The following is a 25,157-nucleotide window of genomic DNA, read 5'->3' on the forward strand; positions in this document are numbered from 1 at the left end:
CCGCGCAGGCGCGCGCAGCGGGGAAAAGCAGGCAGCTGCGCTCAGCTGCCCAGCGTATCGGCCAGATCCTGGGCTTCGCGGAAGTTGATGCTGCCCTCGTAAATGGCCCGGCCCGTGATCGCGCCTTCAATGCCTTCGCTTTCCACTCCGCACAGCGCGCGCACGTCGTCCAGGTTGGTCAGGCCACCGGAGGCAATCACCGGAATGCTCAGCGCTTGCGCCAGCTTGACGGTGGCGTCGATGTTCACCCCGCTCATCATGCCGTCGCGGCCAATGTCGGTGTAGATCACCGACACCACGCCGTAGTCCTGAAAGCGGCGGGCCAGGTCGATCACATCGTGGTGGGTCACCTTGGCCCAGCCATCGGTGGCCACTTTGCCGTCCTTGGCGTCCAGGCCAACGATGACCTGGTTGGGGAAGGCGTCGCAGGCGTCGTGCAGAAAGCCGGGGGTTTTCACCGCCGCCGTGCCGATGATGACGTACTGCAGGCCCATGTCGAGGTATTTCTCGATGGTGTCCAGGTCACGGATGCCGCCACCGAGCTGCACCGGCATGTCATTGCCCACTTCGGTCAGGATGTCGCGGATGACCGCGAGGTTTTTCGGCTTGCCGGCAAAGGCACCGTTCAGATCGACCAGATGCAGGCGACGGGCGCCCTGATCGCGCCAATGGGCGGCAACCTTGACCGGGTCGTCGGAAAACACGGTCGCATCGTCCATGACGCCTTGTTTCAGGCGTACACACTGGCCGTCTTTCAGATCAATCGCGGGAATCAGCAGCATGATGTGTCTCGGGTTGTTCGGGTGTTCAGGGTTATCGCTGACCATCCCAGCCAATGAAGTTGTCCAGCAACTTCAGGCCGGCGGCCGCACTTTTTTCGGGGTGAAACTGGGTGGCGAATACATTATCACGGCCCAGGATGGCGGAAAATGCAAACGGGTATTCAGCATAGCCCAACGACAGGCCAGGGTCGGCAGGGGCCATATAATAACTGTGGACAAAATAAAAGCGGCTGCCGTCGGCCACGCCGGCAAACAGCGGGTGGCGCACGGTTTGCCAGACTTCATTCCAGCCCATATGCGGCACCTTCAGCCGTGCGCCCTGGGTGTCCAGCTGGCCATCGGGAAAGCGCTTGACCAGGCCGGGGTAGATGCCCAGCGCGGCGGTGTCGCCTTCTTCGCTGTGGTCCAGCAGCAGCTGCGCGCCCACGCACACGCCAAAGAACGGCTTGCTGGCGGCAGCGTCGATCACCGCTTCCTTCAGGCCCGAGGCAATCAGCTCGGCCATGCAGTCTTTCATCGCGCCCTGGCCAGGAAACACCACTTTGTCGGCGCGGCGCACCACCTCGGGATCCTGCGTCAGCGCCACCTCGGCACGGCCTTGTGCCACATGCTCCAGCGCCTTGGTCACCGAGCGCAGGTTGCCCATGCCGTAGTCCACCACGGCGATTGTCGGTTTGGCGGCGCTCATGCGGTCAGGGTTCCTTTGGTGGACGGGGTGACGCCGGCCATGCGCGGGTCAGGTTCCACCGCCATGCGCAGCGCGCGGCCAAAAGCCTTGAACACGGTTTCCGCCTGATGGTGGGCGTTCACCCCGCGCAGGTTGTCGATGTGCAGGGTGACCATGGCGTGATTGACAAAGCCATGGAAGAATTCAGAAAACAGATCGACGTCAAACTGGCCAATACAGGCGCGGGTGTAGTCGATGTTGTACACCAGACCGGGGCGGCCGGAGAGATCAATCACCACCCGCGACAGTGCTTCATCCAGCGGCACGTAGGCATGGCCGTAGCGGCGGATGCCCTTTTTGTCGCCAATCGCCTGGGCAAACGCCTGGCCCAGGGTGATGCCGATGTCTTCCACCGTGTGGTGGGCGTCGATGTGCAGATCGCCCACGGCAGTAATGTCGAGGTCGATCAGGCCATGGCGGCAGATCTGGTCCAGCATGTGCTCCAGAAACGGCACGCCGGTGGCAAAGTGGCTGCGCCCTTCGCCGTCCAGGTTGATCGAGACGGTAATCTGGGTTTCCAGAGTGTTGCGTGTAATGTCAGCCTGACGCATGAGATACCATAGCGAGAAAAGGATTCGGGCCGTGCGCAGCGGCGCGGCGCGGTGGCACAGTGCTGCCATGATACCATTTCACCCGAAATCATTTCACGGGGATTGCACGGCGACACCCGCGCCGCCCGCCCCCCGCCTGCCTGTGAAAGCCGAGACGACTATGAGCCAATACTGGAGCGCCGTGGTACACGGCCTGACCCCCTACACCCCGGGCGAGCAGCCCAAGCTGCCCGATCTGATCAAACTCAACACCAACGAAAACCCCTACGGCCCGTCGCCCAAGGCGCTGGCGGCCATTCAGGCCGAGGTGAGCGACCATTTGCGCCTGTACCCCGACCCGAATGGCGACCGCCTGAAGGTGGCGGTGGCCGCCCATTACGGCGTCACCACCCGTCAGGTGTTTGTCGGCAACAGCTCGGACGAGGTGCTGGCCCATGTGTTTCAGGCCTTGCTCAAGCACAACGATCCCATCCTGTTTCCCGACATCACTTACAGCTTCTATCCGGTGTACTGCGGGCTGTACGGCATTGGCTACCGCGAAGTGCCGCTGGATGCTGAGTTTGCCATCCAGCCGGACGACTACCACACCCCCAACGGCGGGATCATCTTCCCCAATCCGAATGCGCCAACTGGCCGGCTGCTGGCGCTGAGCGCCATTGAGCAGATTGTTCAGGCCAACCCGGACAGCGTGGTGGTGATCGACGAAGCCTATATCGACTTTGGCGGCGACAGCGCCATTGCCCTGGTGGACCGCTATCCCAACCTGCTGGTGACGCAAACCCTGTCCAAATCGCGCTCGCTGGCCGGCTTGCGCGTGGGCTTTGCCGTGGGCCACCCGGATTTGATCGACGCGCTGGAGCGGGTGAAAAACAGCTTCAACTCCTATCCGCTGGACCGCCTGGCGCTGGCGGGGGCCACTGCTGCCATCAACGATGTCGATCACTTCAACCACTCCCGCCATGCAGTGATGGCCACCCGCGAGCGGCTGAGCCAGGCGCTGACCGGGCTGGGGTTTGACGTCTTGCCGTCGGCGGCCAACTTTGTGTTTGCCCGCCACCCGCAGCACGACGCCGCCACGCTGGCCGCTGGCCTGCGTGAACGGGCGATTATCGTGCGTCACTTCAAGCTGCCGCGCATTGACCAGTTTTTGCGCATTACCGTGGGCACCGACGCGCAAAGCGAAGCCCTGCTGGCCGCGCTGACGGCCCTGCTCAAGCCGTAACATCACCCTGCCGCGCCAGCCAGCTTGCCGCTGGCGCGGCACCTTTGTCCGGTCATGCACCCACCGTCTGGTGGGTGCATCAGGGCGATGCGCCAGACCCTGGCGAGTTAGCTGGCTGGAATATCCCGTGCATGACAAAAAATTTATCAAAAAAATATTCTGCGCCGCGCGCAAGTTGCTGGCCGGCGGTTCAGCCCTGAGTGGCTGCGTGATCGCTGCTGGGCCAGGCAGGGCGTGCCCTAGCGCTCCTACGTCAGTTTTGGCGCACTGAACCTTGGTTCAGTGCAAACCCCCCACTTTTCATTGACCATGCCAGTTGTGTGGTTTTTGTCTTAAGTCATTGAGCAGGATGGGGTTTTACCTTAACGTTAACCCTGACTTGCCGTGGACGCAAACGGAAAGGAAATTACCCGCACGGAGTAGGGTTTTTTCCTGATAATCCAGCTACCCCTTACCGTGCGTGCAGCTGCCACCACGCGGTGCTTTGCGGGTGATTGCGGGTGCCAAACACACGACGCAAGGCGCAAACCCACAGTAAACCCCCGTTTGAAACAGCGCCGTTAGGCAAATCTACGAATTGTCGGAACTGGCCGGGCACGCGATGATAGCCACTCGTTTGACGGAGTTTGCCCATGGTTAACCTGATTACTGAATCCCCAATGATTATTCCTGTGGCATTGCTTGCTACGGTCAGCTACCTGTGGGTATGGCGCCGTCGACAGCTGCGCAGCGTCAGCCATCGCGCCCGGCGCATCGACCCCATCGGCGAGGCCGAAGTGTTTCTGGCGTATGGTCGCAGCAAGGATGCCCTGCGCGTCTTGCGCGCGGCGCTGAACCAGGAGCCGGGCAATATCAAAATCAAGGTGGTGATGCTGCGGGCGCTGGCCGAGCTGAACGATGTGCCCGGCTTCATCCACCTGGCCCGCGAAGTGCAGGCACCGCTGAGCGGCCAGCCGGTGTGGCAGCAAATCTGCAAGACCGGACAACGGCTGCAACCGGAAAACCCGCTGTTTCGTTGAGGCTCAGGCAGGGTGCATCACCCAAACCGGGCGACGCACCAGGCATCAGGTTGCAGGCGTGCCGGGCTTGGGCTGGCGGTCGCGCATCAGTGCCGCCAGCACCAGGCCAATCAGGAACATGAACATCTCCATCATGTGATCGCGGGTGATGTTTTCGATCACCATCCGCCCGGCAAAGCCGCTGATCAGGAACATGCAGGTCAGCGCCAGGGTGTCGTGCTGCTGCAGCAAGCGGCGCAGGCCCTGGGCAAACACGGCCAGCAAGAACGCCCCCCACAGTGCCATACCTGGCCAGCCCATGCCCAGGGTATATTCCACCAGACCGCTGTGTGAATGGCGCACTGCCACCCCGTATTTTTCCATCACCGCATTGCTGTACGCCTTGCGGGTGAAGCCCATCCCCAGTGGGTGTTCTGCCGACAGCTTCATACCGACAATAATCCACGCCGTGCGCTCGTAGGCCGAATCGTCCAGCGGCTGGCCATCGGACAGAATCGGGTAGGGGTAGCGCTTGGCGTCCAGCCAGCTCAGCACGGTATCGGTATGAAATGAGTAGGCGGTAGATTCGACAAACCGGGCCCAGCGCGAGTCGGTTTTCAGGTGCAGTCCGGTCAGCGTGCCGGCCAGCAACAGCAGCGCCACAAACCCACCCATCCGGTGGCTGCGCCGAATGGACGCTGGCGCGTAGTACAGCACCAGCAGCCCGGTGGAGATGCACAGCAGCACCAGCCCAATCAGGCCGTTGCGTGCCCCGGAAAAAAACGTCACCGCTGCCGCCAGCAAGGCCCAGCCAGCCAGCAGTGGCGACGGCACCTGGAAATACCGCCCGCCGCCGCTGAGCCGGCTGAACGCTTCGGCCATGCACAGCGACAAAAACAGATTGGCCAGGTAAGACACCTGCACCTTGCCGTTGAACACCCCGGTGGAATTAAATGGCGATTCGCCGTAAACCCCCCACGCCCATAGATAGTCCAGCGCCTGAATCAGCACCGCACAGCCCAGCGCCACAAACACCCCGTTGAGCACCTGCGCCCGGCCACTGCTGGCCTGGTGGCGGCCCAGGTACATCACCGCCATGCCCAGTAGCAGGGCCAGCGAGCTTTTCAGCCACTGGCCGCGCAATTCTTCCAGCGTTTCGCCCGGATGCAGCGCCACGGTGGGCACCTGAATCAGCAGCCACAGGCTGAGCAGCAGGTACAGCCACAGCGTGCGGCTGTGGCGCAGCTGCGTCCACAGCGCCTGGCGCACGCTGGCCACGCTCAGGCAGCACAGCAGGCTGGCGCTCATCAGGCCATAGCGCAGGGCAATGGTGTGCGGAATCGACCAGATAATCAGCAGAATAAACGACATCCACGCTACTGCCTGGTAGCGGGTCAGGGTAAACGGAAGTTTCACACGACAGTCCTTGTGGCCGTTAGCAGACTGAGGGTGGCCTGGGCAATCTGCTCGGCAGAAATGCCGTCAATACAGGCGCGCGTGCCGGTGTGGCAGCGCGAGGGCGTGGCAAACACAAATGCGCACGGATAACAGTGCAAGTCCACCGGGGCAATGCGGATCACCCGCTGACCCAGTGCGCGTTGTTCGCGTGGGTCGGTGGGGCCCACCACGGTGACAATCGGTGCGCCCACCGTGTCGGCCAGATAGGTAATGCCGGAATCCACCCCAACATACACCGCCAGCCCGGCCAGCAGCGCCGGCAGCTCGTCCAGGCGGAAGCGCCCGCTGGCGTCGATCACCCGTGGTGACGCCAGCTCGCGCTGGATGTCCTGCGCCAGCGGCGTGTCGCCAGCGCTGCCAATCAGCACAATCGTGGCATTGCTGTTGGCCAGCAGTTGACGGACCAGCGCCACCAGCTTGGGCACACCCAGTTCCTTGAGCTTGTTGGCGGCGCTGACGCCCAGGCCAATCCATGGCGTGGCCGGCAAGTTCAGCGCGGCCAGCGCGCTCGCTGCGCTGGCCGCCCATGCGATGGATTTATCCTGACCCAGCGCAATCTCGTGGCGAGCCAGCAGCCGGGCCAGCGTCTCCAGCACCAGCTCGCCCGGCTGGTGGGCTTCGCCATCGCTCAGGCAGGGGCGCGCCGCGCGCAGGGTGCGCCCCGGCCAGGTGGGCACAATCGACCAGCGCCGGGGAATGCCCGCCCACAGCGGAACCAGCCAGAAGGCCAGATTGGGTGACAGGGTGAGCACGGTGTCGTAGCCGCCGGCGCGCAGCAGGCGCAGCAGCGCCCAGCGGCCACGCAGCCCGCGAAACGCCCGCGTCGGCAGGGCCAGCCGCTGCTGCACTGCCGGATGACGGGCGATGATCTGCGTGGTGACCGGGTCGTGCAGCACGGTGAGTTCGGCCTGTGGGTGGGCGCGCTGTAAGGCGGCCATCACCGGGGTGGCGCACAGCATGTCGCCAATTTTGGCGGTCTGGATCAGCAGGATTTTCCGGGGCGGGCCACTGCGGGCGCGGGCGCGCCAGATCAGCCATGGCCAGCACAGCCAGGTCAGCAATAGCGCAATCATGCCAGCACCTCGTCAAATACCTGTTGCACCCCAGCCACACAGGCGTCCAGGGAATAGTTGGCCAGCACCCGCGCCCGCCCGGCCTGGCCCATGGCCTGGCGGCGGGCCGGGCTGGCAATCAGCGTGGCCAGTGCGGCGGTCAGCGCGGGTCGGTCAGCATAGGGAAACAGCAGGCCGGTATGGCCGTCCACCACTAGCTCGGCGGAGCCGCTCACCCGCGACGCCAGCACCGGTTTGCCCAGCAGCATGGCTTCCAGCAGCACTCTGGGCAGCCCTTCGCTGGCGCTGGCCAGCACGCAAATATCCAGCGCGGCGGTCCAGTCCAGCACCTGCGCCTGAAAACCGACAAAGCGCACATACTCCTCCAGCCCGGCGGTGTGGGCCTGGTGTTCCAGTGCCGCACGTTGTGGGCCGTCGCCAATCACCAGCAGGCACAGCGGCGTGCTGACCTGGCCAAGCAGTTGCGCCAGTGCGGCGATCAGGTCGGCCACGCCCTTGCGCGGCAGCAGCGAGCACACCGTGCCAATCACCACGGTGTCGGCGCTCACCCCCAGCCGGGCGCGGCAGGTGGCCGGGTCGGGCAGCGGCTGGAGGGGGTCGATGCCGTTGGGCACCACCCGAATCCGCGCCCGCGCTACCCCCTGTGCCACCAGGCTGTCGGCAATGCCGTGCGACACGGCAATGATGCGCGCTGCCTGGTTGGCGGCAGCCACTGCACGTGGGCTGAGTTGCGGATTGCTGCGGCAATGCTGGATCACCGGCACGCCGGCTTCGGCGGCGGCCAGATAGCCTTCCAGATTGGACAGCGGCTGGTTGTTCATGTACAGCGCCCGATAGCCGCCGGCACGCAGTTGGGCGGCCAGCCGGCGGGCGTTGGGGCGGATGCGCCAGGCCAGTTCAATCTGTTCCACCGCAGCGGCGCGCCACTGGCGGCAGGGGGTGAGCAGGCCACGGGCGGCTTCCTTGCCCAGCTTGGCCCACAGCGGCTGGCGGCGTGGCGGGTGCAGGGTGAGCGGCACGTCCAGCGCGGCCAGGGTCTGGCTCAGGCATGGGCCGTGGCCACGCGGGTAGTCGTGGTAAAACACCGCGTCAATCGCGTAGCGCTGGCGTGGCAGGCGGGCAAGCAAGGCCAGCAGGCTGTTGGTGCCGCCGCCCCATTCCTGGCCGGTGTCCAGCAGCAGCAGGCGCTGCGCCGCGCTCATGCCGGCTGCTCCAGCCGTTGCCGGCAGGCCGCTTCTACTTCGTCCACGCTGATCAAATCCATGCACGGTGGTTCCGGGTAGGGGCAGCGCTTGGACAGGCAGGGCGTGCAGGTGCGCCATTTCTGGATCACCGTGTGGCGCTCCAGTGCCGTGGCCGGGCCGCTGCGCTGCCAGTCGGACACGGCAAACAGCGCCACCACCGGGGTGTTGACCGCCACGGCCAGATGCAGGGCACCGGTGTCTGGGGTGACCAGCAGCTGCATGCGTGCCAGCAGCGCCGGCCACAGCGGCAGGGGCAGTGCGCCGGCGCTGACCACGGCACGCGGGCTGGCAATCTCGGCGGCAATGCACTGGTTCAGGCCAAATTCGGCGGGCGAGCCGGTCAGCACAATGGCCAGTTCCGGGTCGGCGGCCAGCAGCCGGCGGGCCAGTTCGGCCAGCCGGCTGGCCGGCCAGCGCCGGCTGATGGTGGACGCGCCAGCCTGCAGGCCCACCACGCGCTGATGGTTGGCAATGCCGCGCTCGGCCAGCCAGTCGCGCACCTGCTGGCGGGCATCGCAGCCCACCGGCATGTCCATCTCCCAGCCGGTGGCCGCACCGCCGGCCAGCGCGGCAGTGGCCAGCCGTTGTTCGATGCCGTGACGGAAGTCTTCCCAGCGCAGCTGCGGCTCGCGGTTGCTGAGCAGAAAGCGGAATGGATTGCCGGCGTTGGGCAGCTTGAATACCCAGCGTGCGCCAGACAGATACGCCAGTGGCGTGGCCTGCGGCTCGTTGCCGTGCAAAATCACCGCCAGATCGGGATGCAGCTGGCGCAAGGTCCAGGCCAGGCGGGCAAAGCCTTTCCAGTTGCCGCGATAGCCCATCAGCTGGTCCACGCCGGGCAGCCGGGCAAACAGCTCGCGGTAGGCCGGGTGGACCAGCAGGGTCAGCCGTGCCTGCGGGTAGGCCAGGCGCAGGCTGCGAATGGCCGGGGTGGACATCAGCGTGTCGCCAATGGCCGTGCAGGATATCACCAGAATCTGGCGGATGGCGGTGCTGCCCAGTTCGCCGGGGTCGGGCTGGCGGCGGTCCAGCCGCTTGGCCAGGCGCATGGCCAGCTTGAGCGCGTGTTCGCGCAGGTGAACGCCCATCAGGATGACTTCCGGCTCAGATACCAGTTGGCCAGACCAGGCTGCCGATAGGCCCACAGCCGGGGGGCAAACCAGCCCAGCCCCTTGTCTTTCACCACAATCCGCGCCAGACAGTCCTGGGCATCACCAGGATGGATCACGCCGGGGCGGGTGGTGTACAGATGGTCAAAGCCCGCGCTTTTGGCCACATGCAGGTAATCGTCGTCAAAATACCCCTGCGGCCAGCACAAATGCCGGCTGGCCTGGCCCAGCCGCTCGCTCAGGGTGCGCCGGCTGTTGGCCAGGTCGTGCGCCAGCGCCTGCATCTTGTTTTCGGCATCGCCGGGGTAAACTTTGTCCCAGCGGGTGTGGGTGTGGGTGTGGCTGTGAAACTCAAAGGTGCCGGCGTCGCGGGCGGCGTGTACTTCGCTCCAGCGCATCATCACCAGATCGTGCTGGCCGGCGTCGATGGCGGTTTTGCTGGCATTGTGGGCCAGACAGGGCGGCAGCGGCGCGCCCTGGCCGGCATGATGGCGCACCGGGCCGTCGGTCAGCCAGCGGGTAATCACAAACAGCACGGCATGCAGGCCAGTGGCCTCCAGTACCGGGTGGGCGTGTACCCAGTTGTCAACGTAACCGTCGTCAAAGGTAATCACCACCGATTTGTCTGGCACCGGCTCGCCCGCCAGAAAACCGGCCAGCGCGTCCAGGGTCAGCGTGGTGTAGCCATGGCGCTTGAGCCAGTGCATCTGGGCGGTAAAATGGTCGGGCGACACGGTCACCAGCCCCGGCGAGGGGCTGATATGGTGGTACATCAACACGGGAACAACTCGTGATGCCATGGTGTTAGCGGCTCCGTCCCGCCAGCAGGCGGCGATACAGCAGCACCATGTGCTCGCACATGGTGTCGGTAAGGAAATGGCTGACCACCCGGTCGCGGCTGCGTGCGGCCATGGCGGCGCGGGTGGCCGGGTCGGACAACAGGCGGATGATGGCTTCCGCCAGCGCCGGGCTGTCGTCCACCGGCACCAGCAGGCCATTGTCGCCGTCGCCCACCACCTCGGGCACCCCGCCCACCTGGGTGCCGACAATCGGCAGCCCCATCGCCATCGCTTCGATATAGGCGGTGCCCAGCGCTTCTTCGCGGGTGGGCAGCACAAACAGGTCCAGCCCGGCCAGCACATTGGCCACGTCGCGGCGCAGGCCGAGCAAATGCACCCGCCCGCTCAGGCCCAGTGCGGCAATTTGCGCTTTGAGGTTATCGGTTTGCGGGCCGTCGCCGGCAAACACAAAGTGCGCGTCCGGCACCGCCTGCAAAATGTGCGGCACGGCGTCCACAATCAGATGGTGGCCTTTTTTCTGGCGCAGGATGGCCACCGTGCCTACCAGCGGCACTTCCGGCCCCAGGCCCAGTTCGCCGCGCAGCGACGACGGGCCATCCAGCGCCAGCGCGTCGGGTTCGATGCCGGTATAAATGGTGCTCACCCGCTCGGCGGCCACGCCTTCGCTCATCAGATACTGGCGCACATATTCGCTGACCGCCACCACATGGTGCGGCAGTACCGAATAGGTAAAGCGCGAGGTGATCGGCAAGGCCAGGTGGCGGGTGCGCACCACCAGCGGCTGGCGCCAGGCCAGCCGGCCAGCCAGCCCGGCCAGCAAGCTGTCGCGGCCACTGTGGGTGTTGACCACGTCCACCCGCTCGCGCTGAATCAGCTTGACCAGCGCGCTGACTGCGGCAAAGTCCACGCTGCTGCGCATGCGCACGCGGGTGACGGCAAAGCCTTCGGCTTCGGCGCGCTCGGCCAGCCGGCTGCCCGGCTGGCAGGCAAACAGCACCCGCACGCCATGGCGGGCCATGCCGCGCGCTTCCTTGAAGGTGCGATGCTCCTGCCCGCCCCAGCCCTTGGACGATTCCGTGTGCAGCACCACCAGCTCAGCCATGTTGCGGTTCCTTGAATTGCAAACGATGCAGATTGGCGTACAGGCCGTTGCACGCCAGCAAGTCGGCGTGGCTGCCCATTTCGGCAATCTGGCCCTGGTTCATCACCACAATCCGGTCTGCATTTTCGATGGTGGACAGGCGGTGTGCAATCACAATGGTGGTGCGGTTTTCCATCAGCCGCTCCAGCGCCGCCTGCACCAGCCGTTCCGACTGAGTGTCCAGCGCGCTGGTGGCTTCGTCCAGAATCAGCACCGGGGCGTTTTTCAGCAGTGCGCGGGCAATCGCCAGCCGCTGGCGCTGGCCGCCAGACAGACGCACGCCATTTTCGCCAATCAGCGTATCCAGCCCCTGTGGCATGGCTTCGATAAAGTCCAGTGCATTGGCTGCGCGTGCGGCTTCGACGATTTGTTCGCGGCTCACCTGCTCCAGTCGGCCATAGGCAATATTGGCCGCCACGCTGTCGTTGAACAGCGTCACATCCTGGCTGACCATGGCAATCTGGCTGCGCAGATTGGCCAGGCGCAGCTCGGTCAGCGGCACATCATCCAGCAGAATCTGCCCGGCGCTTGGGTCGTAAAAGCGTGGCAGCAGGTTGACCAGCGTGGTTTTGCCACTGCCGGAACTGCCCACCAGCGCCACGGTTTCGCCGGGGCGAATCTGCAGGTTCAGCTCGGCCAGCGCGTCGCGCTCGGCGTTGGGGTAGCGAAACTGCAGCTGGCGGAATTCAATCTTGCCCTGCGCCCGGCCCAGCTCGCGCTGGCCTGGGTCGTGCTCGGCGGCTTCATCCAGAAAGCCAAACACGCTTTCGGCAGCGGCCAGGCCTTTTTGCAGCGACTGGTTGATGCTGGTAATGCGCTTGACCGGGGCAAACAGCATGATCATCGCGGTCAGAAACGACATGAAATCGCCAGCGGTAAACTGGTTATGGCTGGCGCGCACGCTGGCAAAGTAGATGATTACCGCCAGCGCCACCGACACAATCAGCTGGGTGATGCCGGTATTTGACGAGGTGGTGGCTGCCTGCTTGACCCCGTTCAGGCGCAGCTGGTTGGCCGAGCGCATAAAGCGTTGCGCCTCATACTTTTCGCCGCCATACACCTTGACCACCCGCTGACAGTCGATCGACTCGCCCAGCACCTGGGTCATCTGCCCCATGGTGGCCTGGTTTTGCCGCGACAGCGCGCGCAGGCGGCGGCCCACAAAGCGGATGCTCACCCCCACCACCGGAATCATGGTCAGGCAGATCAGCGTCAGCTGCCAGTCGGTGTAAAACAGCAGGGTGAGCAGGCCCAGAATGGTGATGCCGTCTTTGACCGTGACAGTAATGATATTGAAGCCGGCTTCCGTCACCTGGTTCACATCGTAGGCAATCCGCGACAGCACCCGCCCGGAGGCGTTGTCGTCGTAGTAGCTCACCGGCAGGCGCAGCAGTTTTTCAAACATCTCCTCGCGCAGCCGCATCACCAGATGCCCGGCCAGCCAGGTGGTGGAGTAGTCGTTGATGAAGCTGGTCACCCCGCGCAGCAGGAACAGCCCAACAATGGCCAGCGGGGTCCAGATCATGCTGGCCCCGTCGCGCTCGACAAACCCGCCATCCACCAGCGGCTTCATCAGCCGGGCAAACGCCGGCTCGGTGGCGGCTGCCACCGCCAGCGCCAGCAGCGAGAGGGCAAAGAGTTTCCAGTACTGCTTCAGGTAGCCAAACAGGCGCTTGTACAAGCCGAAACTGTCGATGGCGTGCGGGTCGGACATGGTAAGAGGGAAACCCGATGAAAACCGTGGATTGTAGCGTAAAACGGCGGGGGGACGCGTGGTGGTCGCGGGGGAGGGGGTGTTTCTGCGCGGGGGGTGTGCGGGCACGCACGCCAGCATCGTACCGGGTGGCAGCAGTGCTTGAAAAATATAGGCAGAAAACAAGTATTTTTACGGTTGACAGCATATTCATTTGTTTTTAAAAATATTGAATAAATATGTAAAAACAAGTGTTTGCTGCGCTGAGCCATTGTGATGGCTGGACGCGGAATTGACCTGTTACCACTTCTGCCATTGCCCGGTGAGACCATGCGATTTACTTATATCAAGCTATTTTTCTCCGCGCTATTCTGGGGTGCCTCGGCAATTGCAGGGAAATGGCTGTTTACCGTCCTGCGTCCGGCGCAAGTTACGTTTTTGCGCTTTGCACTGGCGGCACTGGCTTTGGGCGGCGTGGTGACATTGGCGCGGCGGCAGGCCGGCCCGGTTTCGCTGGGCGAACATGCCCGGCTGGCGGTGCTGGGTGCGGTTGGCGTGTCGCTGTGTTATTACTTTTATTTTGAAGGGTTGTATTACAGCTCGGCGTTTAATGCCGGCTTGATTGAGGCAACCATACCGCTGGTAACCTTGGCGTTGTCCGTATTGATGAAGGAAGAACGCCTGGATACTGCGCAAACAACCGGTTTTACGCTGGCTTATATCGGCGTGCTGATCATTGTGACCCGGCTGGATCTGGCGGTTATTCGCGCCTTCGACTACAACCGTGGCGACGTGCTCTTGCTGCTGGGCACGCTTTGCTTTGGCCTGTACAACGTGCTATTGCGCAAGTTCCGCTTTTCGTTCACCTCACAGAACACCAAGCTGTTTTACATTTTTCTGTATGGCAGTCTGCCGTTGTTGGCTTGGGTGTGGCTGGATGCGCAAAATGCGCCACTGAATTGGGCGCTGGATGCGCACGGCTGGCTGGCACTGGCCGTGCTGGCGCTGGGGGCTTCGGTGCTGGCGTATGTGTTTTTCAATCAGGGCATTGAACAGATTGGTGCATCGCGTGCGTCCAGCTTTATCAATCTGGTGCCGGTCATTACCGCCAGTCTGGCATTTGCCTTGCTGGGGGAGCGCCCGGATTTCAGCCAGCTGCTGGGGTCGGCGGTGATTCTGCTTGGTGTGTCGCTATCGCAATATGGCTGGCCAAAGTGGCTCACCACCCGTGTGACTTCGCCTGCTTCCTGATCGCGATGGCGCTGAAATGGTGTCGTTCTGGCGAAGGTGGAGGCCCTGTCGCCCCTGACGGCTCTCCCCTTCGGTTTTCCATCCTCCCGCCGATAAAGCACACTGGCGCTTTCCATCTCCCACTCGCCATGGGACTTGCAGGCTGAAGGATGCATATGAGCACTTACGCAATTGTCGATACCGGGCAAACCAGCTACTACGGCAGCACGACCACCATCACTACCCCCAGCAGCACGGCGGCGTTTTACGGCCAGGATGCCAGCTACCAAGGTTTGCAGCCGTCGTATACCGACAACAACAATGGCACGGTCACCGACCGCAACACCGGCCTGACCTGGATGAAAAGCGTCACCAGCCAGGAGATGACCTGGGAGCAGGCGGTGGCCTACGCCGACAGTGCGGTGATTGGCGGCTACGACGACTGGCGGCTGCCGTCGATCAAGGAACTGTATTCGCTGATCCAGTTCACCGGCAACACCGCACAAACCGCCAGCGCATCCACGCCGTATATCAATACCCAGTACTTCACCTTTGCCTACGGCGACACCAGTAGCGGCGAACGGATGATCGACGCCCAGGAATGGTCGTCCACCCGCTATGTCAGCACCACCATGAACGGTGATCCCACCGCATTCGGGGTGAACTTTGCCGATGGCCGGATCAAGGGTTATCCCATTTCGATTGGCGGCAGCACGCAAACCATGGATGTGCGTCTGGTGCGCGGCAATACCGATTACGGCAAGAATGCTTATGTCAATAATGGCGACGGCACGATTACCGACACCGCCACCGGGCTGATGTGGCTGCAAAACGACAGTGGCAAGGCCATGACCTGGCAGCAGGCGCTGGCGTATGCCGAGGCCAGCACGGTGGATGGCTACAGCGACTGGCGGCTGCCCAATGCCAAAGAGCTGCAAAGCATTGTCGATTACACCCGCTCGCCAGACACCACCGGCACGGCAGCCATCGACCCGCTGTTCCAGACTACCAATATTGGCAGCACCAGCGCGCCGGAATATGGCTTTTACTGGACTGGCACCAGCCATGTGGAAGGCGGCACCGGTGACTACGCGGTATACGTGGCCTTTGGCCGCGCGCTGGGCTGGATGCAGCAAAAAGATGGCAGCTATACCTTGATGGATGTTCACGGTGCCGGTGCGCAGCGCAGTGATCCCAAAACCGGCAGTGCCAGTGATTACCCGCACGGTTTTGGCCCGCAGGGCGATGTGATCCGCGTGGAAAATATGGTGCGGCTGGTGCGTGATGTGGGCAGCAGCGGAAGCAGTACAGGTTCTGGCAGCACCACAGACAGCGCCGCCAATCAGGTGTTTGCCGGCACCAGCGGCAACGACACGTTTACCGGCGGTACTGGCAACGACACCCTTGACGGTGCTGCCGGCGTCGATACAGCGGTATTCAGCCTGGCCTACAGCAATTACACCATCAGCAAAACCAGCAGCGGTTATACCGTCAAGGCCAATGCCGGCACGGATGGCACCGACACGCTGAGCAATATCGAGCGCCTGCAGTTTGCCGATGGCAATGTGGCGCTGGACAGCAGCGGCACCAGCGGCCAGGCCTATCGGGTGTACCGCGCCGCCTTTGCCCGCGAGCCGGATTCCGCCGGGGTGGGCTACTGGATGACCAAAATGGACCAGGGCATGAGCTTGCAGGAGGTGGCCTCCGGCTTTATTGCTTCGGCAGAGTTTCGCACCCTGTATGGCAGCAATCCGGGCAACGCCAGCTTTGTGACCAAGCTGTACGCCAATGTGCTGGGCCGGGCGCCGGATCAGGGTGGCTACGACTGGTGGCTACAGCAGATGGACGGCAACGGGATGAGCCAGGCCAGCGTACTGAGCGGGTTTTCTGAATCGGCAGAAAACCAGGCGGCGGTGGCGCAGCTGATTGGCAATGGCTTTAGCTATACCGAATGGCTGGGTTAAGCAGACACTCGCGGAAAAAATCGCGTCCCCGCCGCAACGGGGAGCCTGGTTGTGACGTTGACCGGGCGCTGCTGTTGCCCGCGTGAATTGGCTGTATCACGCTGTTTTGCTGATGGGGGGGTGGGCTGGCGCGCCGCCCCTCGTCTGACCCTTGCGCCTGCCGGCCACTTATAAAGATCAATTTGTGCCGGCTGTCACAGACATTGGCTATTTTCCCGTCCCTGCTTCGCGCTACACTGCTGGCCTGATTCGCCGGCCCCTGAAAAGCCGGTGCCACATTGCTCCGGTTTCCTGATGATGCTGACCCGCTTTCTGCCCCTGTGTGTGCTGGTTCTGGCTGCCTGCCAGCCCTCTGCGACGCCCGACGCCAAAAAATCCGGCCCGCCGGCGGTGAGCATCACCACCGCCCCGGTGCAACTGCGCCCGATGGAGCAGCGCATTGGCAGCCTGGCCAGTATTGAGGCGGTGAACAGCCCGCAAGTACTGGCCGAGGTGGCCGGGCGGGTGGCGGCGGTGAGCGCCGATGTGGGCATGCAGGTCAGGCCCGGTCAGTTGCTGCTGACGCTGGATCCCGCCGAACTGCGCAATAGCCAGCTGGCGCTGGAGGCCGAGGTGGCCCGTTTGGGCGCGCTGGCCGGCCAGCAACGGCGTAATGTGGCGCGCTACCGCGATCTGCTGGCCCAGGGGTTTATTTCGGACGCCAAGATGGATGAACTGGTGGCGCAGTCGAGCGCCATCGACCAGCAATGGGCGGCAGCCCAGGCGCAGGCGGCCAATAGCCGCCGGATGGTGGATAAAGCCCAGGTGCGTGCGCCGGTGGCGGGAGCGATTGATACCCGGCTGGTGAATATTGGCGAGTATGTGGCGGTGGGCAAGCCCTTGTTTACCCTGGCCAGCGGCGGGGCCTTGCGTGCGCGCTTTGCCTTGTCCGGGCGTGAGGCGGCCAGCGTGAAGCCGGGGCTGACCGTGCGGCTGGAAGCCGAAGGCGAGCAACTGGCCACCCGCATCAGCGAAACCCGCCCGGCCATCGACGCGCGCAACGGCATGATCGAGGCGTTGGCCCCGCTGCCGGCCAGCGGCCCGTGGCGGGCCGGGCTGGCGGTACACGCCGATGTGGTGCTGGCTGAACGCCAGGCGCTGGCCGCGCCGCAGATGGCGGTGGTGGAGCGTCCGGCGGGCAGCACGGTGTATGTACTGGCCGGTGAGCAGGTGCAGGCCCGCGTGGTGCACACTGGTATTCGTCAGGATGGCTGGGTGGAGCTGCTGGACGGGGTGAAGGCGGGTGAGCTGCTGGCGGTGGATGGTGCCGGTTTTCTCAGTGACAAGGCCAGGGTGAAGGTGAAAAAACCGGCCAAGGGCAAGGATGCCGCCAAGCCGGCAGGGGCCAGCCAATGAAGCTGGCCGAACTGTCCATTCGCCGTCATGTGCTGGCGTACATGCTGTCGGCGGTGCTGATTCTGTTTGGCCTGATTGCCTACCAGAAAATCGGCGTTGACCGTTATCCCAATATCGAACAGCCGGTGGTGTCCATCAGCACGGCATTGACCGGGGCCACGCCCGAGGTGATGGACAGCAGCGTCACCCAGGTGATCGAATCGGCGGTGAATAGCGTGCCGGGCATCGACAGCATTGAATCCACCTCGCAACCTGGGCGCTCCAGCGTCAAGATTACCTTCAATCTGAACAAAAACATCGATGTGGCCTTCAACGAAGTGCAGGTCAAGGTCAATCAGGCGCAACGCCGGCTGCCCGACGAGGTGGATATCCCGGTGGTGTCGAAAACCGACGCCAACGGCAGCCCGATTGTCTGGCTGGCGCTGACCGGCGACCGCACGCAAAAGCAGCTGTATACCTACGCCAATAATGTGGTGAAAAAACAGCTGGAAACCGTCGATGGCGTGGGCGAGGTGGTGCTGCGCGGGCGCGGCGCGCGGGTGATCCGGGTGGAGCTGGATCCGGTCAAGCTGGCCGGCTTCAACCTGACACCGGTGGAAGTGAAGGCGGCGTTTGGCCGCGAGCATTTGCAGCAGCCGGGCGGCACGGTAGTGACCGGCAGCCGCGAGCTGCTGGTCAATCTGGACCTGGAGTTCAAGTCGGTGCGCGCCCTGCAGGATCTGGTGGTGGCCTGGCGCGGCGGTGGGGCCATTCGCCTGGCCGATGTGGCGCAGGTGATCGACGGCGAGGGCGATTTGCGCAGCCTCACCCGCTTCAATGGCAAGCCGGCAGTGCTGGTAGGCATTGTGCGGGTGGCCAACAGCAACACCGTGGCGCTGAGCGACGCGGTGGTCCAGCGGGTGGAGCAGCATATCCGCCCGGCGCTGCCGCCAGGCATCACCCTGACGCTGGCCGCCAACGACGCCAGCTTTGTGGTGGAGATGATCGACGCGCTGAAAGACCATCTGTTTGAAGGCACGCTGCTGGCCGGGCTGATTGTCTGGCTGTTTTTGCGCAGCCTGCGCTCGACGCTGATTATTTCGCTGGCCATTCCGGTGTCGCTGCTGGGGGCGGTGGCGGTGATGTATTTTCTTGGCTACACCTTTAATACCGTCACCCTGCTGGGCCTGCTGCTGCTGATTGGCGTGGTGGTCGATGATGCGATTGTGGTGCTGGAAAACATCCACCGCCTGCGCGAGGCCGGGCATGACAACCCAATCGAGGCAGCGATTCTGGGCAGCCAGCAGGTGGTGTTTGCGGTGATTGCCGCCACCTTGTCGCTGGTGGCGATTTTTGTGCCGGTGGCATTTCTGGGCGGGATTGTGGGCCGGCTGTTCAATTCGTTTGCGCTGGTGGTGGCCAGTGGCGTGCTGGTGTCGCTGTTTGTGTCGGTGACGCTGACGCCGATGCTGTGCAGCCGTTTCCTCAAGGTGGAAAAACAGCATGGCCGGCTGTACACCACGCTGGAAAGCGGCTTTCGCTGGCTGGAAGATGGCTATCGCCAGGTGCTGGACTGGACATTGCGCCATCGCGGCAAGGTGCTGCTGGCAGCGGTGCTGACCATTGTGGCCAGCGTGGGCGTGTTCATGCTGCTCAAGGCCGAGTTTTTGCCGGAAGAAGACGAAAGCCGCTTCCTGATCAATATCAAAACCCCGATTGGCGCGTCGATTCATTACAACGACAGCAAAAGCCGTGAAGTGGAGGCGATCTTGTTGCGCCACCGCGAAGTGCGCAATCTGCTGACCATCATTGGCGGTGTCAGCGGCAGCCAGGTGAACCAGACCACCTTTGTGGTGCGCCTGATTCCGCGACATGCGCGCAGCCTGCGCCAGGGCGAACTGCTGGCCATGGTGCGCAAGGAGCTATCTGCCGTGCCCGGCATCCGCGCCTCGGCGTTTCCGATTCCCCGCGTGGGGGAAAGTCGCGGCGGCAAGCTACAGTTTGCCGTGGTTGGGCCGAATTTACAGGAAGTGGCGCAGTACGCCGATGCCCTGATGCGCCAGCTGGGCCGCCAGCCCAGCATTGGCCGGCTGGACATCGACCTGGACCTGGAACAGCCGCAGCTGTCGTTCGACATCGATCGCGCCGCTGCCGCACGGGTGGGGGTGTCTACTGAAAGCATTGCCAGCGCGCTCAACCTGCTGACTGCCGGCAGTAATGTGGCGAAATTCTCCGATGGTGACGGCGAGCGTTACGATGTGCGGGTGAAGGCCGCCGACTTGGCCATTGGCCGCGCCGAAGACCTGAATGCGATTTATCTGCGCAGCCAGAACGGCGAGCTGGTGCGGCTGGATGCCGTGGTGCGAGTCAAGCGCACGCTGGGGCCCACGGTGATTGCCCGGCAAAACCTGCAATACGCGGCTAATCTGAAAGGCTCGCCCAGCGTGGCGCTGGCCGAAGCGGTGCAGACGGTGCAGGCCGCCGCCGCAGAAACCCTGCCGCCCGGTTATCGGGTGGAAATGCAGGGTGAAGCCCGCGAGCTGGCGCAAGGCGGGGGCCAGGCCGGATTTATTTTTGGGTTGGCGTCGTTGTTGCTGTATATGATTCTGGCCAGCCAGTTCAATTCGTTTGTTCAGCCGGCCATCATCATGCTGGCTGAGCCGCTGGCGGTGGTGGGCGGGCTGCTGCTGCTGTGGCTGACCGGGCATACGCTGAATGTGTATTCGATGATCGGGCTGATCCTGCTGATTGGCCTGGTGGCCAAAAATTCGATTTTGCTGGTGGATGTGACCAACCAGTTCCGCGCCGACGGCTATGCGGTGGATGCTGCGCTGAAGGCCAGCTGCCCGCTGCGGCTGCGTCCGGTGCTGATGACCTCGCTGACGGTGATTCTGGCCATGCTGCCGGCGGCGCTGGGTTTTGGCGCGGGAGCCGAAACCAATGGCCCACTGGCGGTGGCGGTGATTGGCGGGATGATCAGCTCCACCCTGCTGACCCTGGCCGTGGTGCCAGCGGCGTATTCGCTGCTGGAAGGCCGGCGCATGCCATCAGCGTGAAATGAAAAAACTGCACACGGCGGTGCTTGTCACTGGCGTGCGCAATGTGGATGATAGATTCCCCGTCCGGTGGCTGCGCCCCGGTCGGGCTTGCTTGCGTTCAGCCTGCCCCCGCAGCTGTACCGCTGACCTGGCCATCAGGCGGCTTATTGAGGATTGAGTGCCATGAGTGAATACGACGACGCCCCGGAATCTCCCTTTGGTTTGACCATGAAGGAAACCGACGCTGGCGAATTGCGCCTGATGTTTGAACCGGATGACTTCCGCTTCAAGATCGACGCCACCGGCTTGCGGCACATGGCCATCGAAAAAGGCTTTGGCGAGCTGGATTTTGACGAAAACGCGCTGGCGGTGGCCGCACAGCATATCGGCAAAAACGAAGCCTTTGTGTCCACCATCGCCAACCGGCGCAACGCGGAATACCGGGTGTACATCTCGGCAGACCGGCTGGTGGCGCAGTTGCAGGTCACGCCATCGTATGGCGGCACGCCCATTTCGGTGGATGCGGCGCGCAAGGAGCTGGAAAAAGCCCGGGTGATGTACGGCATGGATGAAGCGGCGTTTCAGTCGGCGCTGACCAACAAGCTGGGCGAGCCTGTCACTGTGGCCAAGGGCATTGCCCCGGTGCCAGGCAAGGACACCCGTTTTGAGCCGCTGGTGGATGTCAACCGCGAGCGAGTGCCGCGCGCGGGTGAGGATGGCCGGGTGAACTGGCGCGATCTGGGCGATATCCCCATGGTGTCGCCGGGCGATGTGCTGATGCGTCGTCATCCACCCCTGCAAGGCACGCCTGGCCGCGATATCTTTGACAATGTGCTGACCGCCCCGGACGGCAAGAATCTGGACTACCCCTACCGGCTGGAAGGCGTGGAGCGCGACCCCAACGACGGCGATCTGCTGCGCGCCACCTCCACTGGCCAGCCGGTGCTGATGCGCGATTCGGTGAAGGTGGAGCCCGTGATCAAGATGCCGGGGGTGAATGTCAGCACTGGCAATGTCACGTTTGTCGGCAGCCTGGTGATCAATGGCGATGTGCAAAGCGGCATGCATGTGAAGGTAGACGGCGATGTGACGGTGAATGGCACGGTGGAAGCCGCCACCATCGAGGCCGGGGGCAGCATCACTGTGCAGGGCGGCATTGTCGGGCAGAACAGCCAGCAGCGCGACGCCAATGGCGGCTCCAGCACCAGCCTGCACGCCAAGGCCAATGTGCGGGCCAAGTACGCCGAAAACGCGGTGATCATTGCCGAGCAGTCGGTGTATATCGACGAAGCGGCGATTGAATGCGACATCACCGCGCTGAACCGGGTGGAAATCGGCACCCGTGGCCGGCGCAAGGGTTACATCATGGGTGGCCGGGTGCGCGCCACGCTGGGCATCAAGGCCGAATACCTGGGCGGGCCGGGCAGCCGGCAAACGCGGGTGCAGGTGGGGGTGAACCCGCTGCTGCAACAGCGCATCGACGAGAAAAAAGCCCAGATTGCCGCGCTGGCCAAGGAAGAAGCCGACCTGAACAAGCTGATCCGCTTTCTGGCGGACAAGCCGGACAAGCAGGATGTGGTGGTCAAGGCGCAAAACACCATGCGCCGCCTGCTCGACCGCCGGCGCGAATGCTTTGCCGAAGAGCGTGCGCTGGTGGCCGATGCCAATCTGTCGGAGTCGGCCAAGGTGGAGATTTCTGCCGGGGTGTATTCTGGCTCGACGGTCAACATCGGCAAACAATCGACATTTGTGACCGAAGATACCGGTTTTGGCGTGTTTCGCCTGGAAGAAAACCAGCTGATCTTCAGCAAGACCTGAGCCACGGGCCTGTGCAACCGGTGTGGGCGGCGTGCCCATCGCCGGTTGCTATTGATTTTTCAGGACAAATAGCCTTAATCAATCGCCACAATTATATTAATCAATTGGCTTAATCTGCGGCAGCTGCCTAACATGGTGTTGTGTCATCACCCAACCCCAGTCAAGGAGACCGCCCAGATGTCCCTCATCAATACCCAGGTTCAACCGTTCAAGGCCCAAGCTTTCCACAACGGCAAGTTCATTGAGGTCACCGAAGAAAGCCTGAAGGGCAAATGGTCCGTGCTGATTTTCATGCCGGCCGCCTTCACCTTCAACTGCCCGACCGAAATCGAAGACGCCGCCAACAACTACGCCGAATTCCAGGCTGCCGGTGCTGAAGTGTACATCGTCACCACCGACACCCATTTCTCGCACAAGGTCTGGCACGAAACCTCCCCGGCAGTGAGCAAGGCCCAGTTCCCGCTGGTGGGCGACCCAACCCACGCCCTGACCAACGCCTTTGGCGTGCACATTCCGGAAGAAGGCCTGGCGCTGCGCGGCACCTTCATCATCAACCCGGACGGCGTGATCAAGACCCTGGAAATCCACTCCAACGAAATCGCCCGCGACGTGTCGGAAACCCTGCGCAAGCTGAAGGCCGCCCAGTACACCGCCTCCCACCCGGGTGAAGTGTGCCCGGCCAAGTGGAAAGAAGGCGCAAAAACCCTGGCTCCGTCGCTGGACCTGGTTGGCAAGATCTAAGCATCACCCTCGGTGCCGGCGCGGTCTGCGCCGGCCACGCGCCAGCGTTCTGCTGGCGCGGATTGCACAGTGATGCGTGGCCAGTGCGCATCACTGTGCAATCCGGCTTTCATGCGGAATTCACATCAGGAGACACCCATGCTCGACGATACCATCCAGAGCCAGCTCAAAGCCTACCTCGAACGCCTGCAACGCCCGATTGAACTGATTGCCAGCCTGGACGACAGCGCCAGCAGCCAGGAAATGCACAGCCTGCTGACCGACATCGCCGCCCTGTCGGACAAGGTCAGCCTGCGCACCGACGGCAGCAATGCTCGCCGCCCGTCGTTTGCCGTGGCGCAGCCAGGCGAAACCCCGCGCATCCACTTTGCCGGCCTGCCGATGGGCCATGAGTTCACCTCGCTGGTGCTGGCGCTCTTGCAGACCGGCGGCCACCCACCCAAGGTTGAGCAGGCGGTGATCGACCAGATCAAGGCGCTGCCGGGTGAATTCCAGTTTGAGACGTTTATCTCGCTGTCCTGCCACAACTGCCCGGACGTGGTGCAGGCACTCAACCTGATGGCTGTGCTCAACCCCGGCGTGACCAGCACCATGATCGACGGCGCGCTGTTCCAGGACGAAGTCAACGCCCGCCAGATCATGGCGGTGCCCACGGTCTATCTCAATGGTGCCGAGTTTGGCCAGGGCCGCATGAGCGTGGAAGAAGTGCTGGCCAAGGTGGACACCGGTGCCAGCGCCCGTGCCGCTGCCGAAATCGGCCAGAAAGCCCCGTTTGACGTGCTGGTGGTGGGCGGCGGCCCAGCGGGTGCCGCTGCGGCTATCTACGCTGCGCGCAAGGGCATCCGCACTGGCGTGCTGGCCGAGCGCTTTGGCGGCCAGGTGATGGACACCCTGGGCATCGAGAACTTCATCTCGGTAAAAGAAACCGAAGGCCCCAAGTTGGCCATGGCGCTGGAACAGCACGTCAAGGAATACGACGTGGACGTGATGAACCTGCAACGCGCCACCAAACTGCTGCCCGCCAGCCAAGCCGGTGGCCTGATTGAAGTGCAGCTGGATAACGGCGCGGCGCTGAAATCGCGTTCGGTGATTCTGGCCACCGGCGCACGCTGGCGCGAAATGGGCGTGCCCGGCGAAAAAGACTACAAAGCCAAGGGCGTGTGTTTCTGCCCGCACTGCGACGGCCCGCTGTTCAAGGGCAAGCGCGTGGCGGTGATCGGCGGTGGCAACTCCGGCGTCGAAGCGGCCATTGACCTGGCCGGCATCGTCAGCCACGTCACCCTGCTGGAATTTGCCGACACCCTGCGCGCCGACGCCGTGTTGCAGAACAAGCTCAACAGCCTGGCCAACGTCACCGTGATCAAGTCGGCGCAAACCACCGAAGTGACCGGCGATGGCCAGAAGGTCAACGGCCTGAGCTACAAAGACCGCGTCAGCGAAGCAATCAAGCACATCGAGCTGGAAGGCATTTTTGTGCAAATCGGCCTGCTGCCGGCCACCGACTGGCTGAAGGACAGCGTGGAACTGAGCCGCTTTGGCGAAATCGTCATCGACGCCAAGGGCCAGACCAGCGTGCCCGGCGTGTTTGCCGCCGGCGACTGCACCACCGCGCCGTACAAGCAGATCATTATCGCCATGGGCAGCGGTGCCACCGCCTCGCTGTCGGCGTTTGATCATCTGATCCGCACCTCGGCCCCGGCCTGATGCGCACGCGACTGGCCATCCTGCTGCTGACCTGCGCCAGCCTGGCGCAGGCCGCTGCACTGGGCGTGGGCGATGCCTTGCCCACGCTGAAATTGTCTACCCAGCACGAGCAGCCGGCCAGTCCGGCAGCCAACGCCCGGCAATGGCTGTTTGCCGCCGACAACGACGCCGCCAATCTGGTCAGCGCCCTGCTCGACAGCCAGCCGGCCAGCTGGCTGGCTGACACCCAGCGGGTATACCTGGCCGACATCCACAAAATGCCCGCGCTGATTGCCCGCATGGTGGCGCTGCCGCGCCTGCGCGACAAACCCTACCCCATCCTGCTGGGGCGTGAGCCCGCCGACCTGGCCATGCTGCCGCGCCAACGCGGCTGCGTCAGCGTGCTGGACATCCAGCAGCACAACATCAGCGCGGTGCGCTTTGCCTGTGACCAGGGCGGGCTGGCGGCGCTGGTGCGCTAAGCTCGGCCAACAACACTCCCCTGGCAAAG

At 63.4% G+C, this 25,157-nt stretch carries 20 protein-coding genes; 10 read left to right on the forward strand and 10 right to left on the reverse strand.

The window, feature by feature from the left end; genetic code table 11:
• Window positions 1-41: 41 nt before the first annotated feature.
• Genes hisA through hisB form a run of 3 tightly spaced genes read right to left on the reverse strand, consistent with a single transcriptional unit; the run spans window position 42 to window position 2,060 of the window.
• Entirely contained in the window at window positions 42-782 is a 741-nt protein-coding gene (gene hisA / locus BXU06_RS13255; RefSeq protein WP_077300533.1) for a 1-(5-phosphoribosyl)-5-[(5-phosphoribosylamino)methylideneamino]imidazole-4-carboxamide isomerase, read from the reverse strand.
• 31 nt (window positions 783-813) lie between these two features.
• Window positions 814-1,470: an imidazole glycerol phosphate synthase subunit HisH gene (gene hisH / locus BXU06_RS13260; RefSeq protein ID WP_077300536.1), complete on the reverse strand. Its 657-nt coding sequence runs from the start codon at window positions 1,468-1,470 to the stop codon at window positions 814-816.
• Entirely contained in the window at window positions 1,467-2,060 is a 594-nt protein-coding gene (gene hisB, locus BXU06_RS13265; RefSeq protein ID WP_077302886.1) for an imidazoleglycerol-phosphate dehydratase HisB, read from the reverse strand. The genes hisH and hisB overlap by 4 nt, the downstream gene beginning before the upstream one ends.
• A 160-nt stretch (window positions 2,061-2,220) precedes the next feature.
• Here hisB and hisC point away from each other — a divergent pair, with 160 nt between their 5' ends.
• Together hisC and BXU06_RS13275 are read left to right on the forward strand one after the other, a co-directional pair.
• On the forward strand, window positions 2,221-3,282 hold the full coding sequence (hisC, locus tag BXU06_RS13270; RefSeq protein WP_077300539.1) for a histidinol-phosphate transaminase: 1,062 nt from the start codon (window positions 2,221-2,223) through the stop codon (window positions 3,280-3,282).
• 632 nt (window positions 3,283-3,914) lie between these two features.
• Complete coding sequence (locus BXU06_RS13275; RefSeq protein WP_150125207.1) at window positions 3,915-4,301, forward strand: FimV family protein; 387 nt, start codon at window positions 3,915-3,917, stop codon at window positions 4,299-4,301.
• Between the two features lie 45 nt (window positions 4,302-4,346).
• On the opposite strand, the gene BXU06_RS13280 is transcribed toward BXU06_RS13275, so the two are convergent.
• The 7 genes from BXU06_RS13280 to msbA are packed head-to-tail and all read right to left on the reverse strand — an operon-like array spanning window position 4,347 to window position 12,819.
• Window positions 4,347-5,696, reverse strand: a complete 1,350-nt coding sequence (locus BXU06_RS13280; protein ID WP_077300545.1) for an O-antigen ligase — start codon at window positions 5,694-5,696, stop codon at window positions 4,347-4,349.
• Entirely contained in the window at window positions 5,693-6,811 is a 1,119-nt protein-coding gene (locus tag BXU06_RS13285) for a glycosyltransferase family 9 protein (RefSeq protein WP_077300548.1), read from the reverse strand. The genes BXU06_RS13280 and BXU06_RS13285 overlap by 4 nt, the downstream gene beginning before the upstream one ends.
• Window positions 6,808-8,013, reverse strand: coding sequence for a glycosyltransferase family 4 protein (locus tag BXU06_RS13290; protein ID WP_077300551.1), 1,206 nt, complete (start codon window positions 8,011-8,013; stop codon window positions 6,808-6,810). The genes BXU06_RS13285 and BXU06_RS13290 overlap by 4 nt, the downstream gene beginning before the upstream one ends.
• Window positions 8,010-9,143: a glycosyltransferase family 9 protein gene (locus tag BXU06_RS13295; protein WP_077300554.1), complete on the reverse strand. Its 1,134-nt coding sequence runs from the start codon at window positions 9,141-9,143 to the stop codon at window positions 8,010-8,012. Before BXU06_RS13295 ends, BXU06_RS13290 begins: the two co-directional genes overlap by 4 nt.
• Window positions 9,143-9,937, reverse strand: a complete 795-nt coding sequence (locus tag BXU06_RS13300) for a polysaccharide deacetylase family protein (RefSeq protein WP_253189579.1) — start codon at window positions 9,935-9,937, stop codon at window positions 9,143-9,145. Before BXU06_RS13300 ends, BXU06_RS13295 begins: the two co-directional genes overlap by 1 nt.
• A 31-nt stretch (window positions 9,938-9,968) precedes the next feature.
• Entirely contained in the window at window positions 9,969-11,066 is a 1,098-nt protein-coding gene (locus BXU06_RS13305) for a glycosyltransferase family 4 protein (protein WP_077300560.1), read from the reverse strand.
• Entirely contained in the window at window positions 11,059-12,819 is a 1,761-nt protein-coding gene (gene msbA, locus BXU06_RS13310) for a lipid A export permease/ATP-binding protein MsbA (RefSeq protein ID WP_077300563.1), read from the reverse strand. The genes BXU06_RS13305 and msbA overlap by 8 nt, the downstream gene beginning before the upstream one ends.
• Before the next feature lie 309 nt (window positions 12,820-13,128).
• Between msbA and BXU06_RS13315 the strand changes: the two genes are divergently transcribed.
• The 8 genes from BXU06_RS13315 to BXU06_RS13350 all read left to right on the forward strand — a co-directional run bounded on the left by BXU06_RS13315 (window position 13,129) and on the right by BXU06_RS13350 (window position 25,128).
• Entirely contained in the window at window positions 13,129-14,049 is a 921-nt protein-coding gene (locus tag BXU06_RS13315; RefSeq protein ID WP_171982219.1) for a DMT family transporter, read from the forward strand.
• Between the two features lie 155 nt (window positions 14,050-14,204).
• Entirely contained in the window at window positions 14,205-15,992 is a 1,788-nt protein-coding gene (locus tag BXU06_RS17470) for a DUF1566 domain-containing protein (protein WP_171982220.1), read from the forward strand.
• A 294-nt stretch (window positions 15,993-16,286) separates the two neighbouring features.
• A complete protein-coding gene (locus BXU06_RS13325) occupies window positions 16,287-17,387 on the forward strand; it encodes an efflux RND transporter periplasmic adaptor subunit (protein ID WP_077300569.1) in 1,101 nt (366 codons plus the stop codon).
• Window positions 17,384-20,422 (forward strand): efflux RND transporter permease subunit, encoded by a 3,039-nt coding sequence (locus tag BXU06_RS13330; RefSeq protein ID WP_077300572.1) that lies wholly within the window; start codon window positions 17,384-17,386, stop codon window positions 20,420-20,422. The genes BXU06_RS13325 and BXU06_RS13330 overlap by 4 nt, the downstream gene beginning before the upstream one ends.
• 165 nt (window positions 20,423-20,587) lie before the next feature.
• Window positions 20,588-22,222 (forward strand): DUF342 domain-containing protein, encoded by a 1,635-nt coding sequence (locus BXU06_RS13335; RefSeq protein WP_077300575.1) that lies wholly within the window; start codon window positions 20,588-20,590, stop codon window positions 22,220-22,222.
• Between the two features lie 177 nt (window positions 22,223-22,399).
• Window positions 22,400-22,963: an alkyl hydroperoxide reductase subunit C gene (ahpC, locus tag BXU06_RS13340; protein WP_077300578.1), complete on the forward strand. Its 564-nt coding sequence runs from the start codon at window positions 22,400-22,402 to the stop codon at window positions 22,961-22,963.
• Window positions 22,964-23,101: 138 nt separating this feature from the next.
• Window positions 23,102-24,667: an alkyl hydroperoxide reductase subunit F gene (ahpF, locus tag BXU06_RS13345; protein ID WP_077300581.1), complete on the forward strand. Its 1,566-nt coding sequence runs from the start codon at window positions 23,102-23,104 to the stop codon at window positions 24,665-24,667.
• Window positions 24,667-25,128: a hypothetical protein gene (locus BXU06_RS13350; RefSeq protein ID WP_077300585.1), complete on the forward strand. Its 462-nt coding sequence runs from the start codon at window positions 24,667-24,669 to the stop codon at window positions 25,126-25,128. Before ahpF ends, BXU06_RS13350 begins: the two co-directional genes overlap by 1 nt.
• Window positions 25,129-25,157: the final 29 nt, after the last annotated feature.

The sequence above is a fragment of the Aquaspirillum sp. LM1 genome (assembly GCF_002002905.1).
Lineage (GTDB): Bacteria > Pseudomonadota > Gammaproteobacteria > Burkholderiales > Aquaspirillaceae > Rivihabitans.